Genomic DNA, 16,311 nt, shown 5'->3' with positions numbered 1-16,311 from the left:
GGGCCAGGGCCTTTCAAGACAGACGTTGCAAGACGACACCATCGTGGAGCAACGCTTGGCGATCGGACGAGGCCGGCAAAGCCAAGGCTTCACTCCTCTAGGCTTCCTCGGGATGCCCCACCTGGCTTTTCAATTTCTGCCCGGGCCGGAAGGTCACCACACGCCGAGCCGAGATCGGAATCTCTTCTCCCGTCTTGGGGTTTCGCCCAGGCCTTTCACGCTTGTCGCGCAGATCGAAATTGCCGAATCCCGACAGCTTGACCTGCTCGTTTTCCCGCAGACAGGCGCGAATTTCCTCGAAGAAGGCTTCCACCATGGTCTTCGCCTCCCGCTTGGACAGGCCGAGCTCGGTATGCAGATGCTCGGCCAGTTCTGCCTTGGTCAACGCTCCCATGTTCTTATCCTCATGGTGATGGTCACGCCAACCGTCCGCGCCCGTCAGGGGAAAGCGTCAGGCACGCAGCTCGGCATTGAGTCCCTGCCGAGCCGTTGCCACGATGGCATCGACCAACTGATTGATTTCTTCGTCATTTAGCGTGCGCGAAGGATGCTGCCAGGTCAAGCCCAAGGCCACACTCTTACGACCTTCGGCTACGCCTTTACCCTGATAGACGTCGAAAAGCCCCAGTTCGGTGAGCCATTCACCGGCTTCGGCACGCACCCGGTCGAGCAGCGCCTGCACCGGCTGGTCCTCATCCACCACAAAGGCCAGGTCGCGACGCACCTCGGGATACCGTGACAGCGGCGCAAAGGCAGGGATGCTGCCCTGGCTGAGCGCGTCGAGGCGCACCTCGAACAACACGGCGTCGGTCTTGAGACCAAGCTTGGCCTTGACCGCCGGGTGCAGGGTGCCGATCCAGCCGGCTTCCTCGCCGCGATGGAGGATGCGCGCGCACTGTCCGGGATGCAGTGACGGGTGCTCGCCCGGCTCGAAACGCCAGGCGTCGGCGCTGCCGGTTACTTCGAACAGACTCTCGAGGTCACCCTTGAGATCGAAGAAGTCGACCTTGTCGCGACCGCCGGCCCAGCCTTCGGGAAGGCGCGAGCCGCAGACGATGGCGCCGAGCATCGGCACCTGCTCCAGTTCATCGAGCTCACCGCGGAAAACGAGGCCGCTCTCGAACAGGCGCACACGGGTCTGCTGGCGATTGAGATTGTGCTCAAGCGCCCTGACCAGGCCCGGGAACAGGCTCGCCCGCATCACCGACAGATCCGCAGAAATCGGGTTGGCCAGCACCGGCGACACCGCTTCGGGCAGCAGCACACGCTGCAGCTCCGGGGCGACGAAACTGTAGGTGATCGCTTCCTGGTAGCCACGTGCGGTCATTTGACGACGCAACCGCGACAACGGGCTCCTGGACTCATGGTCTGCCTTGAGGGCCAGGCGCACGGCGGGTCGACGCACCGGCAAACGGTTATAGCCGTGAATCCGCGCCACTTCCTCGATCAGGTCTTCCTCGATGGTGACGTCGAAACGCCAGCTCGGCACCTTGACCCGGAAGCCAGCGTCGATGCTTTCCACCGCCATGCCCAGGCGCTCGAGGATCTCGCCGACCTCGGCGTCGTCCAGGCGCTTGGACAGCGCCTTGGCCAGCCGATCGGTGCGCAGGGTCACCTCACGCTGAGCCGGCAGGTGCGCGTCGGATGCCTGCTCATTGAGCGGCCCGGCTTCGCCGCCGCAGATGGCGATCAGAAGCTCGGTGGCCCGCTCGATGGCACGGCGCGTCAACTCGGGATCGACGCCGCGTTCGAAACGATGCGAGGCATCGGTGTGAAGCCCGTAGGAGCGCGCTTGCCCGGCCACCGCCAAGGGGGTGAAGAAGGCGCCTTCCAGGAAGATATCGCGGGTGGCCTCGCTGACACCGGAGTGTTCGCCGCCCATCACGCCGGCCAGGGCCAGCGGTCCCTTCTCGTCGGCGATGATCAGGGTACTCGGGTCGAGGCTGACGGTCTGGCCATCGAGCAGCACAAGCTCCTCGCCCTGGCGCGCCAGACGCACAATCACGGCACCCTCGAGGTTGGCACGATCGAAGGCATGCAGCGGCTGACCCAGTTCCAGCATCACGTAGTTGGTCACGTCCACCGCCGGATCGATGGCGCGCACGCCGCTGCGGCGAAGACGCTCCACCATCCACATCGGCGTGGGACGGTTGATATCGACGCCCTTGATCAGACGGCCGATATAGCGCGGACAGCGCTCAACGTCCTCGACCCTGACCGGGAAGGTTTCGTCATGACTGGCCGCAACCTCGGAGATCTCCGGCTCGTCCAGGCCAAGACGGTTGAGCACGCCGACTTCGCGGGCCAGGCCCTGGACGCTCAGACAGTCACCGCGGTTCGGCGTCAGATCGACCTCGATGGTGTGGTCATCCAGGCCCAGGTAGTCACGCAGGGCGGTGCCCACCGGAGCGTCCTCGGGCAACACCAGGATGCCCTCGGAGGTGCCCTCCTCCAGGCCCAGTTCGGAAGCTGAGCAGATCATGCCGCGGGACTCGACGCCCCTGAGCTTGGCCTTCTTGATCTTGAAGTCACCCGGCAATACCGCGCCCACCCGGGCGAACGGGATATGCTGGCCGGCGGCCACATTGGGGGCGCCACATACCACCTGCACGGTCTCGCCGCTTCCGTCGTCGACCTGACAGACGTTGAGCTTGTCGGCATCAGGGTGCTGGGCCTTGTCGACCACCTTGGCCACTACCACCTCGCTGAAGGCCGCCGCCACGGGTTCGACGGCGTCCACCTCGAGCCCCGCCATGGTGATCTGGTCGGCAAGCCCCTGGGTGGAAAGCTGCGGAGATACCCACTCACGCAGCCACTGTTCGGATACTTTCATGAGGACTCCTTGACGTCCTGTTCCTGCATTCGATGTTCTTTATCGGGCCCTTTGGCCCGCAGCGCTCAGTGAAACTGACGAAGAAAGCGCAGATCGTTTTCAAAGAACAGGCGCAGATCGTTGACGCCATAGCGCAGCATGGCCAGGCGCTCGGCACCCATGCCGAAGGCGAAACCGGTATAGCGCTCGGGATCGATGCCGCCGTGACGGAAGACTTCCGGGTGAACCATGCCGCAGCCCATCACCTCGAGCCAGCCGGTGTGGGAGCACACACGGCAACCTTCACCGGCACACATCACGCAGGCGATATCGACCTCGGCGGAGGGCTCGGTAAAGGGGAAGTAGGACGGACGGAAACGTACCGACAGGTCATCGCGCTCGAAGAAGGCATGCAGAAAGTCTTCGATGGTGCCCTTGAGGTCGGCGAAACTGACGTCTTCCTCGATCAGCAGGCCCTCGACCTGATGGAACATCGGGGTATGGGTCAGATCCGAGTCACTGCGGTACACCCGACCCGGGCAGACGATGCGGATCGGCGGCTCCTCGGCCTTCATGGTGCGCACCTGGACCGGCGAGGTGTGGGTGCGCAGCAGCCGAGTGGCGTCGAAATAGAAGGTATCGGCCATGCCCCGCGCCGGATGGTGGGCCGGGATGTTCAAGGCTTCAAAGTTGTGGTGGTCGTCTTCGAGCTCTGGCCCCACCGCCACCTCGTAGCCGATGCGACGGAACAGGCCTTCGATACGCTCCAGGGTGCGTGTCACCGGATGCAGGCCACCAGTGGGCTGTCCACGACCCGGCAGGGTCACGTCCAGGCGTTCTGCGGCAAGCTTGGCGTCGAGCTCGGCCTTGGCCAGGGCCTCGCGCCGGGTATCGAGTTCCTTGGCCAGCTCCTGCTTGGCCTGGTTGATGCGCTCACCGGCCGCCGGGCGCTCCTCGGCGGGCAGCTTGCCGAGCCCCTTGAGCAGCGCGGTCAGTTCGCCCTTCTTGCCCAGGTACTTGACGCGAATCTCGTCGAGTGCGGCCATGGAGTCGGCTGACTGGATGGCGTCGCGAGCTTGTTGAACCAGGTCGGGAAGGTGGTCCATACGTTGAGCTCCGATATCGTTGATCGTTCAGTGGTGGAGTGGTCGCGCAATAGTAGAGAGATCGCGATGAAAAAGGGGTCGCCAAAAAAACAGGGGAAGAGCGGCTGCTCTTCCCCTGGGGCGATCATGAACGCTCGTCTCCCCATGGGGAGAGCTCGCTCATCATTCGAACGCGCTTACTGGGCAGCCTTGGCCTTCTCGACGATGGCAGCAAACGCTGCCTTCTCGTGAACGGCCAGGTCAGCCAGGACCTTGCGGTCGATTTCGATACCGGCCTTCTTCAGACCACCGACGAAGCGGCTGTAGGACAGACCGTGCTGACGGGCACCGGCGTTGATACGCTGGATCCACAGGGCACGGAACTGACGCTTGCGCTGGCGACGGTCGCGGTACGCGTACTGGCCGGCCTTGATGACGGCCTGCTTGGCAACGCGAAAGACGCGCGAACGGGCACCGTAGTAGCCCTTGGCCTGCTTCATGATCTTCTTGTGACGACGACGGGCGACGACACCACGCTTGACACGAGTCATAGCACTCTCCTGACGTTAAAGGGGGTTCACCAAGGGTTTATACGTACGGCAGCATGCGACGCACGAGTGCCTTGTCGGCGTCGTGGATCTGCTGCATGCCGCGCAGCTGACGCTTACGCTTGGTGGACTTCTTGGTCAGAATGTGACTACGGAAGGACTGCTTGTGCTTGAAGCCGTTGGCAGTCTTCTTGAAGCGCTTGGCAGCGCCGCTGTTGCTCTTGATCTTCGGCATGAGAATAACTCCGCTCGAGTTTCTTTAGAAAATCCGGGGCCAATGGCCAGCCTTCACAGGCTGACCAATCGTTGAACCGGCCGTCGGATCACTTCTTCTTGGGGGCAATGATCATGATCATCTGGCGCCCTTCCATCTTGGGGAAGGATTCCACGGTCCCGATTTCCTCGAGATCCGCTGCGATCCGTTCCATCAGCTTGCGGCCGATGTCCTGGTGCGCCATTTCACGCCCGCGGAAACGCAGGGTGACCTTGCCCTTGTCGCCACCTTCGAGGAATCGAATCAGGTTCTTCATCTTGACCTGATAGTCACCCTCGTCGGTGCCAGGACGGAATTTGACTTCCTTGACCTGGATTTGCTTCTGCTTCTTCTTCTGAGCAGCTTTCTGCTTCTTCTGCTCGAAGACGAACTTGCCGTAATCCATGATCTTGCAGACGATCGGATCGGCATTGGAAATCTGTACGAGGTCCATCCCTTCCGCTTCGGCACGCTCAAGGGCGTCGCGGGTATCCACGATGCCAAGCTGTTCGCCGTCGCTGGCGATCAGGCGGACCTGATCTTCGGTGATGCGCTCGTTCATTGGCGGACGCTTGTCCTGGGGGCGTCCTCTGGGGTTGCTTCTCTTGATGGTTCCGTCTCCACTGTAGCTTTGGAAGGTGCGAGAGCTGGGAAGGTGCGTGCCTAGAGCCTCACACGAGGGGGCGGCCCATGCCGCCTACCCGTTAGTACCGCTCGGCCTGAACTCGTTCAATAAAGGCGTCCACGGTCATGGTGCCCAGATTTTCGCCGCTGCGCGTACGCACAGCCACCGAGTCGGCCTCTACTTCCTTATCTCCGACCACCAGGAGATAGGGTACCTTCTGCAACGTATGCTCGCGAATTTTAAAGCCGATCTTCTCGTTCCTCAAGTCCGACTTGACGCGAAGACCGATTTTTTGCAGTCGTGAGGTCAAGGCTTCGGCGTATTCCTTCTGGGCATCGGTGATGATCATCACCACCGCCTGCTCCGGCGCGAGCCACAGCGGCATGGCGCCGGCGTAGTGCTCGATCAGGATGCCGATGAAGCGCTCCATGGAACCGACGATGGCACGGTGCAGCATGACCGGCGGCTTGCGTTCGCCCTCTTCGGTCACGTACTGGGCACCCAGGCGCGTGGGCATCATGAAGTCGACCTGCATGGTCCCGACCTGCCACTCTCGGCCCAGGCAGTCCTTCATGTGATACTCGATCTTGGGACCATAGAAGGCGCCCTCGCCCGGCAGCTCCTGCCACTCGACCCCACAGGCCTCCAGCGCGCCACGCAGGGCGTTCTCGGCACGATCCCAGGTGTCGTCGTCGCCGATGCGCTTTTCCGGGCGCAGGGCGATCTTGATCGCGATATCCTCGAAGCCAAAGTCGCTGTAGACCTTGAGTGCCTGGCGATGGAAGCTCGTCACCTCAGGCTGCACCTGTTCTTCGGTACAGAAGATGTGGCCGTCGTCCTGGGTAAAGGCGCGCACTCGCATGATGCCGTGCAGCGCGCCGGACGGCTCATTACGGTGACAGCCGCCGAATTCGCCGAAGCGCACCGGCAGTTCACGGTAGCTGCGCAGGCCGGAGTTGAACACCTGGACGTGGCCCGGGCAGTTCATCGGCTTGAGCGCGTACTCACGCTTCTCGGACTCGGTGAAGAACATGCCGTCGGCGTAGTTATCCCAATGGCCGGACTTCTTCCACAACGACACGTCCATGATCTGGGGACAGCGAATCTCCTGATAGCCGCCCTCCTTGTAGACGCCGCGCATGTACTGCTCGACGCGCTGCCACAGGGTCCAGCCGTTGGGGTGCCAGAACACCATGCCCGGCGCCTCTTCCTGCATGTGGAAGAGGTCGAGACGACGCGCCAGCTTGCGGTGATCGCGCTTCTCGGCCTCCTCGAGGCGGTGCAGGTAGGCCTTGAGCTGCTTCTTGTCGCCCCAGGCGGTGCCGTAGATGCGGGTCAGCATGGCGTTGTCGGCATTGCCGCGCCAGTAGGCACCGGCCAGCTTGGTCAGCTTGAACGCCTTGAGGTGACGCGTGTTGGGCACGTGGGGCCCACGACACATGTCGGTATATTCCTTGTGGCGGTAGAGGCGAATAGTGTCGCCTTCGGGAATCCCGCGCACGATTTCCTGCTTGTAGGGCTCATCGCGATGCAGGAATTCCAGCATCGCGGCATCGCGATCGACGTACTCGCGGACCACGTCGTACTCTTCATCGATCAGCTGCTTCATGCGCTTCTCGATGGTCTCGAGGTCTTCCGGGGTGATCGACTGGCCGAAATCGATGTCGTAATAGAAGCCGTCGGTGATCACCGGGCCGATGGCCATCTTGGCCTCGGGATAGAGCTGCTTGACCGCGTGCCCGATCAGGTGGGCACAGGAATGCCGGATGATCTCCAGGCCTTCCTCGTCACGTGCGGTCAGGATCGCCACCTCGGCGTCCGTCTCGATCAGGTCCGCGGCGTCCACCAATACGCCGTCGATCTTGCCGGCCACGCAGGCCTTGGCAAGTCCCGGGCCGATGCTCTCGGCCAGTTCCATGACGCTAAGGGGGGAATCGAAGGTTCTCTGACTGCCGTCAGGCAGTGTCACGATGGGCATGCAAGCTGTCCTTGTGCGCAGTGGTGATCCATACCAGGGATCACGTGTCGCCAAAATGGATTCGAGGGGTGAAACAGCGACATAGAATATCAGAAATGGCGCCGCCGGCGCCATGCTCTACCCCTGTGGAGGGCGTCGCGACACCTTTAGCGAGCGGAATGGCAAGCCTGGCCACCACCACCCGAAACGCAGCGAGGCGCCCGAAGGCGCCTCGCTGATGTCATCGTGCTCGATCAGGCGATCGAGACGGACTCGGTCAGGGCAGACTTACTGCCACTCACCCAGTTCCACACGACGGTTTTCCGCACGACCTGCATCGGTGTCGTTGGTCGCGATGGGCTGCTCTTCACCGTAACCGATGGCACGCATGCGGTTCGGCTGAACACCCTGGCTCGCCAGGAAGCGAGCAACGGAAGCGGCACGCTCCTGAGACAGCTGCTTGTTGTAGCTGTCGGAACCGACGCTGTCGGTGTGACCTTCGATGCGCACGCCGACGTTCGGGTTGGCGCGCAGACGCTCGGCAACACCAGCCAGAACCTGCTCAGCCTGAGCGGTCAGGACGGCGGAGTCGAACTCGAAGTTCACGTCACGCAGGACCAGGTCCTTTTCGCAACCGAGGGAGTTGACCTCGACGCCAGCCGGAGTACCCGGGCACTGGTCCTGGAAGTCCGGCACGCCATCGTTGTCGGAATCCAGCGGGCAACCCACTGCGTCCACGGCGACACCGGCCGGAGTACCCGGGCACTGGTCGTTGGCGTCGTAGACGCCGTCACCGTCGGAATCCTTCGGAGCGTTCATCGGTTCCTTGTTCGGCTCGGCACACAGCAGAGCGCCAGCCACGGTGCCGACGGTCGCGCCGACAGCAGCGCCGGTTTCCTCGTCGTCATCGCTGGTGGTGCCGTAGCCGATACCACCGCCGATCAGACCACCAGCGATACCACACACCATCGGGTGCTGGTACCACGGCTTGGCGTCAGATGCGCTCATGCCGGAGGAGGACTGAGAGGCGGAGCTGGCGCAGCCGGAGAGGCCGACAACCAGTGCAGAACCGAGCAGCAAGCCAGTCGTTGATTTTTTCATGTAAGACTCCTTCTTCTATCTGACACTCAATGCTGAATACGGGTAACCCTGTTCTTCAGCGGGTCCAATGTTGTGCCGATCGAGAAACAGGATAGGTACCCTACTTCCTCATAGGCAAGAAAAGCATGAAATACAGCGCCTAGCCAGTCTATTAGTCGCCAATATCTCAACGTCTTCTGCCAACGGCCCATCGTGCAAGACAATTGCTGCACGACCAATCCCTTGCAGGCGATATCATGACGTATCGCTTCTGTACAATCAAACTAGCACAGGCGATACCCGCCCGTCATTCACTTCATCGAACAGTGTTCGAGATCGCTCAATTGAGAGAGTCGGGGTAACGGGCTTGAAAATCCAGCGCAGCCTGTGCCGCAGCCAGCACATCGTCGCGATTCGCTTCTTCCACGGCCAGTCGCTGCTTGTCTTCAGCGAACCGCTCCTTGGGCGTAAGCTCTTGACGCGCCTGATGTGTGTGCAGATGACGGGTCTGTTCGTAGACCTCGGCAAAGACTCTGAACTCGCGCCGCTCAAGCAGTGCCGGATCGATGATCTCGAACAATACTTTCAACCGCCAGCAGCCTTCGGTCACATCGACCTGACGCTGCAATAGCGCCGACGCAACCAGACCGAGGTTTTCCAGGCCATTTTCCCTGGCACGACGTTCCTCGTCCCGAATCACTCCCTCTCGGCGCCGCACCTCATTCTTCAACGACCAGGCGTACCACGCCAACGCGGCAATGATGACAATGCCAAGCCCGAGCAAGGCATAAGCGAGCGTCGTGGACATGCAGCCCCCTGTGCGATGGTCAAAGGGGGCATTCTACACATCTACCAGAGAGGCTGAACCATCCATCGCGAGAAAGACCGGTGACTGCCGTCTGCATTGTTGCCACCTGCCGATGACACTCCCGTGACACCGAACCGTTGAATGACGGCAGGGGCTATGCAGGACTCAAGGCGATACTCAGATAGTGATCCAGCAACAAGGCCAGAAAGACGCCAAGCAGATAGCGAATGGAAAACCAGAAGGCCTGCAAGGGCGCCTGTTCGTCGTGTCCACGCCAGACCCTGAGATTCCACTGCATGAAGCGTAGATTGAGCACACAGACGCTGACCAGATAGAGCCACCCACTCATGCCGATGGTGAACGGCAGCAAGGTGGCCGCCACTGTCAACCAGCCATACAGCCAGACCTGCAGTCTGGCAAAGGCGAGGCCATGGGTCACCGGCAGCATCGGCACCCCTGCCTCGGCGTATTCATCGCGTTTGTAGATCGCCAGCGCCCAGAAGTGCGGCGGCGTCCAGGCAAAGATGATCAACATGAGCAGCAGCGGCTCGGCTCCCACTGTCCCGGTCACGCTGGTCCAGCCCAGCAGTGGCGGCGCGGCACCGGCGACACCACCGATGACGATATTCTGCGGCGTGGCCCGTTTCAAAAACACCGTGTAGATCAACGCATAACCGACCAGCGACAACAGCGTAAGCCAAGCGGTCAACGGATTGACGGTCAGCGCCAGCAGCGCCACCCCCGAGGTGGACAATGACAGCGCCCAGGCCAGCGCCAGTGGCGTCGACAAGCGACCGGACGCCAGCGGGCGCCGCGAGGTGCGATGCATCCGCGCATCCAGCTTGCGATCCACCACGTGGTTGATCGCCGCCGCCCCGGCGGCGGCCAGTGCAATCCCGATAAGCCCGCACACCATGGCGTTAAGCGCAGCTGGCGATATCGCACCGGGAATCGCCAGCAACATCCCCACCAGGGCGCATACCAGCATCACCATGACCACTCGCCATTTGCACAACGTCAGCAAGTCACGCCATAGCGGATGGGTCGCTGCCCCCATGGCCTGTGCATCACGCATGGAGCCACCCTCCTCTGGTCTGACGTTGACGTCCCTTCACCGCCTGTCTTGAATGGCGCTGCTTCCACGCCACCAGGGTAAAACTGAAGACCAGCAGTACCGCGCCGGCAGTATGCAGAAGCGCCAGGCCCAGCGGCAGCCACAGCAGCACATTGGCGATACCCAGGGCGACCTGCAAAGCCGTCGCCCCGGCCAGCGTCAGCAGCCAGGGCCGCATCTCACGGCGATGCCAGCGACGGATCACCACCAGTGCCAGCGCCAGCGTCAACACCAGCGCTCCCAGCCGATGGGCCAGATGGATCGTCGTGCGTGCTTCGGCGTGCAGGGCCCCGTGCAGATAGTTGGGCCCCACCGTCTGGGTAAGGTGAAAGCCCTCACCCCAGTCGGTGTCGGGCACCCACTGGCTATTGCAGGTGGGAAACCCCTGACAGGCGATGCCCGCGTAGTTGCTGGAGGTCCAGCCTCCCAACGCCAGTTGCAGCACCAGCAGCATGGTGGCCACCCCCATCAGCGCCCCCAGTGGTCGGGCAGCGAGCGCCGCCTCGCCCCTGGCGACACGACGCAGGCGCAGATGCAGCCAGATGAACAGCGTCATCACCGTGAGTCCACCCAGCAGGTGAAGGGTTACCACCTGGGGCCACAGCTTGAGGGTCACGGTGTAGGCACCGAAGGCCCCCTGCACCATCAAGGCGGCGAACAGCATCAGCATCAGACGCCAGGGAAACCCAGGCTTGCGCCGCCTGGGCCAGGCCAGCACCAGCAGGGCCATCACCATGACCCCGAGACATCCGGCCAGGTAGCGATGAATCATTTCCATCCAGGCCTTGGATGCCTCCAGCGGTGCATCCGGACTATGCAGCAGAGCGCTGCTTGCATCGGGCACGACCAGCGCCCCATAGCACCCCGGCCAGTCGGGACAACCCAGCCCCGCATCCAGCAACCGGGTGAAGGCACCGGCCATGATGACCAGAGCGGTGAACAGGGCCCCCACCAGACTCAAGAGCCGCAGCGTCGCCAGGCGTCGATCATTCATGGCGCACCTCCTGGCGGGCGTCTTCGCTGGCACCTTTGCTGTCGTGCAGACTGACCAGTTCGGTGGCACCTTGCGTAGCCTCGGCCTCACCGGGATCTTCGCCCAGGACAGCAAGCGGTGGCTCGGGGTTGCGCTTGAACAGATGCTCGATGTCGTCCATCACCGCCCGGGTCTCCACCCCGGCAGGATAGGCGACCGCCACCCACCCCTGGGGGTCAAGCAGCCACGCCTGCCCCTGACTGGCCCACTCCGGCGACTCGGTCCAGGTCATCAGCGACTCGCCAGGCAAGGCGGCAGCGTCTCCGCCTACGCGCAACCGACTCAGACGATGGGCGTCCTTGCCCAGCGCTCGGTGCAGGCGCCACCAGCGATCCGCGTCTTCGGCGCAGCTATCGCCGCAATCGTAGGCCAGGGTCCAGGCATGCGCCGCGACCTCCCCTCCACGATCGCGACTGGCAATGTCTGTGCGCTCAAGAGCCGGCCACCGGGACAGCGGCGGCACATCGGCATCAAGCGCCCCGTGGGCGGTACGGTTGTCGGGAATCCCGATACGGAACTCGACCATGCCCCAGGCAAGCGCCATGGGCATCACAAAGATCGCGATCAGTGCGACCAGCTTCAGCCGCTGCCACCCCATCGTCGTCATCCTCGCACCTCCACTCCTTGCGTCGACACGTTCGGTCCTGTCGTGTCCGCTGGGCTATCGGGTATCTGTCGTTCTCGCGCTAGTGTCGTGCTCTCGCGCTAGCCTCTTGCCCTCGCCGATGTCGCTTGTCTTTCGACCCTTTCCTGTCTTTCGCGGCGTTGTTGTCTTCCGCGGTTTTCTTTCGCGGTTTTCTTTCGCGGTCTTGCCATCTCACGGCCTTAGCGTTCTTGCCTGGCGGACATATCAACAATTGACCTTTCAGCGCTCGTGACGCCCGCCGCGCAAAGATCGCGATAGAGTCGTCGACCTCCAAACAGCAGCGCCAGCAGCGCCACCAGCGAAAGCCCCCACCACTGCAGTGCATAGGCCAGATGTCGCTCTGGTGGCATGACGTTAGGCGTCCACCAGTCCTCCAGATGCCCGGGACCCTGGCGCTGATGCAGCCAACCGGCAAAGCTGAACTCCTCGTCCCAGGCTCCGAGTTCGATGCGCTGCAGTCGCGTGCCTTCGAGGTTGTCACCGAACCGCGGCGTACGCCGGCCATCCGCCTGCCAGTCACCGCTCAGCGACACCAGCCCCTTCGGCGTCGCTGCATAGGGCGCCTGGCGCGACACCCCTGTCTCGAGAAAGCCACGCTCCACCAGCCACCGCTGCCCCTCGACGTCGACAAAGGGCGTGAGCACCGCCACCCCGAGTCGATTGCCGAGCATCCGATTGTCCAGGTAGAGGGTTTCGTCGGCCTGAAAGACACCTTCGAGCGACAGGCGGCTGCCGTCCGGCGGCAATGTCCCTGGCATGTTCAAGGTCGGTGCCTCGGCAAGGTTTGCAAGATAGTCGCGCTTGCCGGCGGCGCGCTCCCACTGCCATAGTCCAAGGCCGATACCCAGCGCCATCAGCGCTGCGCACAGCAGGCACCAGGCCACCAGCCGACCCGGACCACGCCTTTTCCCCTCACTCGAACGGACTCTCACCATGCTGCTCAAGATCCTGATTCTGATCGTGTTCGTGGCCATGCTGGCCAGTCTCGCGGCCGGAGTCGGCTTCCTGCTCAAGGACGACAGCCACTCACGCCGCCTGCTGGTCTCGCTCAAGATCCGGGTAGCCCTGGCCGCCCTGCTGCTGGCGTTGCTGGCCTATGGCTTCGCCACCGGAACGATCGGCTGAGCGGCCCCCACGCCGCCTGCGTCAGAACACGTAGACGAAGATGAACAGCCCCAGCCAGACCACGTCGACAAAGTGCCAGTACCAGGCCGCCGCCTCGAAACCGAAGTGATTGTCGCCACTGAAATGGCCCTTGCGGATACGCATCAGGATGCTGGCCAGGATGATCGTGCCGATGATGACGTGGAGGCCATGGAAGCCCGTCAGCATGAAGAAGGTCGAGCCGTAGATGCCCGCCTCCAGGGTCAGGCCCAGATGATGGTAGGCCTCGTAGTATTCGACCCCCTGGATGATGATGAAGCAGGTACCCAGCAGCACCGTGCCGAACAGCCAGTTGTGGGTGGCACGACGCTCGCCCATCTTCAACGCTTCGTGGGCGACCGTCAGGGTAATGCTCGAGGACACCAGCAGCAGGGTGTTGACCAGCGGCAGCTGCCACGGGCTCAGGGTCTCGGTCGGCCCCGAGATGGCGCTGTCCGGTGGGTTCTCCAGCGGCCAACTGGCGGTGAAGTCGGGCCACAGCAGCGCCGTCACGCCCTTCGCCCCCTCACCATCGAGCCACGGCAGCGCCAGGGTCCGCACGTAGAACAGCGCCCCGAAGAAGGCACCGAAGAACATCACCTCCGAGAAGATGAACCAGCCCATGCCCCAGCGGAAGGAGCGATCCATCTGGGCGTCGTAGAGTCCGGACATGGACTCCTTGATGACATCCCTGAACCACAGCACCATCACCGCCAGGATGCCCACCAGACCCGCCAGCATGATCGGCGACCCCGCCGCCCCGTGCACCAGCCAGGTGCCCCCGCCGACCATCATCACGCCCATGGCCAGGGAACCGAGGATCGGCCACTTGCTGGTCGCGGGTACGTAGTAGCTGCCACCACTCATGCTTCACCTCCTGGATCTTCGCCAGACGCCGGTCGGCGTCCCTTGTCACTGCCCGGTGCGCCGTCGGCCACCGTCGCCACCGCCACGTCCGGTCCCTGGTCCTGCGGGTAGAGCGTGTACACCAGGGTCACGGTCTTGATCTCTTCGGGGAGATCGCGGGTCAGTTGAAACACCAGTGGCGCCTCGAAGCTCTCCCCCGGCGCCAGCCGTTGATTGTCGAAACAGAAACAGGCCAGCTTGCGCAGATGTAGCGACGCCGGAGACGGGGTCACGCTGGGCACCGCCCTTGCCACCAGCGCCTGGTCACCCAGATTGCGAAAGGTGAAATACACCTCCGTGCTCTGTCCTGGGTGAACCCGAACCTGGCGACTGTGGGCCTCCAGCTTCCACGGCAGTCCCGCACTGCCACGGGTCACGAACTGCATCGTCACCGTGCGTTCGGTATCGACCTCTTCGTGCACCAGCGTCTGAGCGCTGGTCGAGGTCTTGCCGTTGAGGCCCGTCACCTGGCAGAAGACGTCGTACAGCGGGACCAGGGCAAACGCGAAGCCAAACATCCCCGCCAGCACCACCAGAGTCTTCACTACGGTTCGTCGAACCTGGGGACTGCGATCCTCGACGACGTCCGTCATGGCGACACTCCCGACTCAGTGCTCCACCGGCCGATACTGAGGCGGGTGCTCGAAGGTATGCAGAGGCGCCGGGCTCGGCACCGTCCACTCAAGATCCTCGGCACCATCCCAGGCCTTGGCTGGCGCCTTCTTGCCGCCCCGCACGCACATGATCACGATGACCACGAACAACAGTTGCGAGAAGCCGAACATGAAGGCACCGATACTGGAGAGCATGTTGAAGTCGGCAAACTGCAACGAGTAGTCGGGAATCCGTCGCGGCATGCCGGCAAGCCCGGAAAAGTGCATCGGGAAGAAGGTCAGATTGACCCCGATCATCGACAGCCAGAAGTGCCACTGGGACAGGCGCAGGTGCGGGTAGTGGCCAGTCCACTTGGGCAGCCAGTAGTAGACCCCCGCCATGATCGAGAACACCGCGCCGGGCACCAGCACGTAGTGGAAGTGCGCCACCACGAAGTAGGTGTCGTGGTACTGGAAGTCCGCCGGCGAGATCGCCAGCATCAGCCCCGAGAAGCCACCGATGGTGAACAGCACCACAAAGGCGATGGCGAACAGCATCGCCGGCTCGAAGCTGATCGAACCCCGGAACAGGGTGGTGATCCAGTTGAACACCTTCACCCCGGTCGGCACTGCGATCAGCATGGTGCTGTACATGAAGAACAGCTCCGCCACCAACGGTAACCCCACCACGAACATGTGGTGTGCCCACACCAAAAACGACAGGATGGCGATGGAAGCGGTGGCGTAGACCATGGAGGCATAGCCGAACAGCCGCTTGCGGGCGAAGGTCGGAATGATCACCGAAACGATGCCGAAGGCCGGCAGGATCATGATGTAGACCTCGGGATGCCCGAAGAACCAGAACAGATGCTGGAACAGCACCGGATCACCACCGCCACCGGCATTGAAGAAGCTGGTGCCGAAGTTGATGTCCATCAGCATCATGGTGACCACTCCGGCCAGCACCGGCATTACCGCGATCAGCAGGAAGGCGGTGATCAACCAGGTCCAGACGAACAGGGTCATGTCCATCAGGCGCATGCCCGGTGCGCGCAGGTTCAGGATGGTGGCGATGATATTGATCGCCCCCAGGATCGAGCTGATACCGGCGATGTGCAGCGACAATATAAAGAAGGTGGTGGACGGCGGCGCGTAGGTGGTGGACAGCGGCGCATAGAAGGTCCAGCCGAAATTCGGCGCCCCACCCGGCATGAACAGCGTACTCAACATCAGGGTAAAGGCGATCGGCAGCAGCCAGAAGCTGAAGTTATTGAGCCTCGGCAACGCCATGTCCGGCGCCCCGATCTGCAGCGGCACCATCCAGTTGGCCAGCCCAACGAAGGCCGGCATCACCGCGCCGAACACCATGATCAGGCCATGCATGGTGGTCATCTGGTTGAAGAACTCGGGCTGCACCAGCTGAAGACCGGGCTGGAACAATTCGGCCCGCACCACCAGCGCGAAGACCCCACCGATCAGAAACATGGTCAAGGAGAAGATCAGATAAAGGGTACCGATCTCCTTGTGATTGGTGGTCAGTACCCAGCGCATCAGACCGCCTGGGCGATAGTGATGCTCGTCGTGTCCCGCCGAGCTGGCCTCGGAGGCCGACGACTCGAGTCGATGCTTGGGAGGCAGTGACGCCATGGCGAAGATCTCCCCTGTTGGCCGCCTGCCTGACTCTTGGCGGGCGTCGATGGTGCGTTCA

The 16,311-nt window shown here is 62.6% G+C and carries 17 protein-coding genes; 1 reads left to right on the top strand and 16 read right to left on the bottom strand.

Features of this window, described 5'->3' with window-relative positions:
• Positions 1 to 97: 97 nt before the first annotated feature.
• The 13 genes from ihfA to NFH98_RS09325 all read right to left on the bottom strand — a co-directional run bounded on the left by ihfA (position 98) and on the right by NFH98_RS09325 (position 12,896).
• Complete coding sequence (gene ihfA / locus NFH98_RS09385; RefSeq protein WP_045991491.1) at positions 98 to 394, bottom strand: integration host factor subunit alpha; 297 nt, start codon at positions 392 to 394, stop codon at positions 98 to 100.
• A 57-nt stretch (positions 395 to 451) separates the two neighbouring features.
• Positions 452 to 2,833 carry a phenylalanine--tRNA ligase subunit beta gene (gene pheT / locus NFH98_RS09380; protein ID WP_348828041.1) on the bottom strand — a complete coding sequence of 794 codons (2,382 nt, stop codon included), beginning with the start codon at positions 2,831 to 2,833 and terminating at the stop codon, positions 452 to 454.
• Between the two features lie 65 nt (positions 2,834 to 2,898).
• Positions 2,899 to 3,918 carry a phenylalanine--tRNA ligase subunit alpha gene (gene pheS, locus NFH98_RS09375; RefSeq protein WP_045991493.1) on the bottom strand — a complete coding sequence of 340 codons (1,020 nt, stop codon included), beginning with the start codon at positions 3,916 to 3,918 and terminating at the stop codon, positions 2,899 to 2,901.
• Between the two features lie 176 nt (positions 3,919 to 4,094).
• Complete coding sequence (gene rplT, locus NFH98_RS09370; RefSeq protein ID WP_045991494.1) at positions 4,095 to 4,448, bottom strand: 50S ribosomal protein L20; 354 nt, start codon at positions 4,446 to 4,448, stop codon at positions 4,095 to 4,097.
• 37 nt (positions 4,449 to 4,485) lie between these two features.
• Positions 4,486 to 4,680 (bottom strand): 50S ribosomal protein L35, encoded by a 195-nt coding sequence (gene rpmI, locus NFH98_RS09365; RefSeq protein ID WP_045991495.1) that lies wholly within the window; start codon positions 4,678 to 4,680, stop codon positions 4,486 to 4,488.
• A gap of 88 nt (positions 4,681 to 4,768) precedes the next feature.
• Positions 4,769 to 5,308: a translation initiation factor IF-3 gene (infC, locus tag NFH98_RS09360; protein WP_083970214.1), complete on the bottom strand. Its 540-nt coding sequence runs from the start codon at positions 5,306 to 5,308 to the stop codon at positions 4,769 to 4,771.
• A 94-nt stretch (positions 5,309 to 5,402) separates the two neighbouring features.
• On the bottom strand, positions 5,403 to 7,301 hold the full coding sequence (gene thrS / locus NFH98_RS09355) for a threonine--tRNA ligase (RefSeq protein ID WP_045991497.1): 1,899 nt from the start codon (positions 7,299 to 7,301) through the stop codon (positions 5,403 to 5,405).
• Positions 7,302 to 7,568: 267 nt separating this feature from the next.
• Positions 7,569 to 8,381: an OmpA family protein gene (locus NFH98_RS09350; protein WP_045991498.1), complete on the bottom strand. Its 813-nt coding sequence runs from the start codon at positions 8,379 to 8,381 to the stop codon at positions 7,569 to 7,571.
• 319 nt (positions 8,382 to 8,700) lie between these two features.
• Positions 8,701 to 9,168 (bottom strand): DUF2489 domain-containing protein, encoded by a 468-nt coding sequence (locus NFH98_RS09345; protein WP_045991499.1) that lies wholly within the window; start codon positions 9,166 to 9,168, stop codon positions 8,701 to 8,703.
• 154 nt (positions 9,169 to 9,322) lie between these two features.
• Positions 9,323 to 10,243, bottom strand: coding sequence for a heme o synthase (gene cyoE / locus NFH98_RS09340; RefSeq protein WP_349622593.1), 921 nt, complete (start codon positions 10,241 to 10,243; stop codon positions 9,323 to 9,325).
• Positions 10,236 to 11,276, bottom strand: a complete 1,041-nt coding sequence (locus NFH98_RS09335; protein ID WP_124804716.1) for a COX15/CtaA family protein — start codon at positions 11,274 to 11,276, stop codon at positions 10,236 to 10,238. Before NFH98_RS09335 ends, cyoE begins: the two co-directional genes overlap by 8 nt.
• A complete protein-coding gene (locus NFH98_RS09330) occupies positions 11,269 to 11,922 on the bottom strand; it encodes a redox-active disulfide-containing membrane protein (RefSeq protein WP_185696454.1) in 654 nt (217 codons plus the stop codon). Before NFH98_RS09330 ends, NFH98_RS09335 begins: the two co-directional genes overlap by 8 nt.
• 218 nt (positions 11,923 to 12,140) lie before the next feature.
• A complete protein-coding gene (locus NFH98_RS09325) occupies positions 12,141 to 12,896 on the bottom strand; it encodes an SURF1 family protein (protein ID WP_349622592.1) in 756 nt (251 codons plus the stop codon).
• Between NFH98_RS09325 and NFH98_RS09320 the strand changes: the two genes are divergently transcribed.
• Positions 12,895 to 13,086: a DUF2909 family protein gene (locus tag NFH98_RS09320; RefSeq protein WP_045991503.1), complete on the top strand. Its 192-nt coding sequence runs from the start codon at positions 12,895 to 12,897 to the stop codon at positions 13,084 to 13,086. The genes NFH98_RS09325 and NFH98_RS09320 overlap by 2 nt on opposite strands.
• A 21-nt stretch (positions 13,087 to 13,107) precedes the next feature.
• Here NFH98_RS09320 and NFH98_RS09315 read toward each other — a convergent pair whose 3' ends face one another.
• From NFH98_RS09315 to ctaD, 3 genes are read right to left on the bottom strand one after another with little or no spacing between them, the layout of a single operon-like run.
• Positions 13,108 to 13,971 (bottom strand): cytochrome c oxidase subunit 3, encoded by an 864-nt coding sequence (locus tag NFH98_RS09315; RefSeq protein ID WP_222569057.1) that lies wholly within the window; start codon positions 13,969 to 13,971, stop codon positions 13,108 to 13,110.
• Positions 13,968 to 14,603, bottom strand: a complete 636-nt coding sequence (locus NFH98_RS09310) for a cytochrome c oxidase assembly protein (RefSeq protein ID WP_083970215.1) — start codon at positions 14,601 to 14,603, stop codon at positions 13,968 to 13,970. The genes NFH98_RS09315 and NFH98_RS09310 overlap by 4 nt, the downstream gene beginning before the upstream one ends.
• A gap of 15 nt (positions 14,604 to 14,618) precedes the next feature.
• Positions 14,619 to 16,250 carry a cytochrome c oxidase subunit I gene (gene ctaD / locus NFH98_RS09305; protein ID WP_045991505.1) on the bottom strand — a complete coding sequence of 544 codons (1,632 nt, stop codon included), beginning with the start codon at positions 16,248 to 16,250 and terminating at the stop codon, positions 14,619 to 14,621.
• Positions 16,251 to 16,311: the final 61 nt, after the last annotated feature.

Origin of the sequence: Halomonas sp. H33-56 (genome assembly GCF_040147035.1) — a bacterium.
Lineage (GTDB): Bacteria > Pseudomonadota > Gammaproteobacteria > Pseudomonadales > Halomonadaceae > Halomonas > Halomonas litopenaei.
Note: the sequence above shows the minus strand (reverse complement) of the source record. Positions and strands in the feature narration are given on the sequence as shown.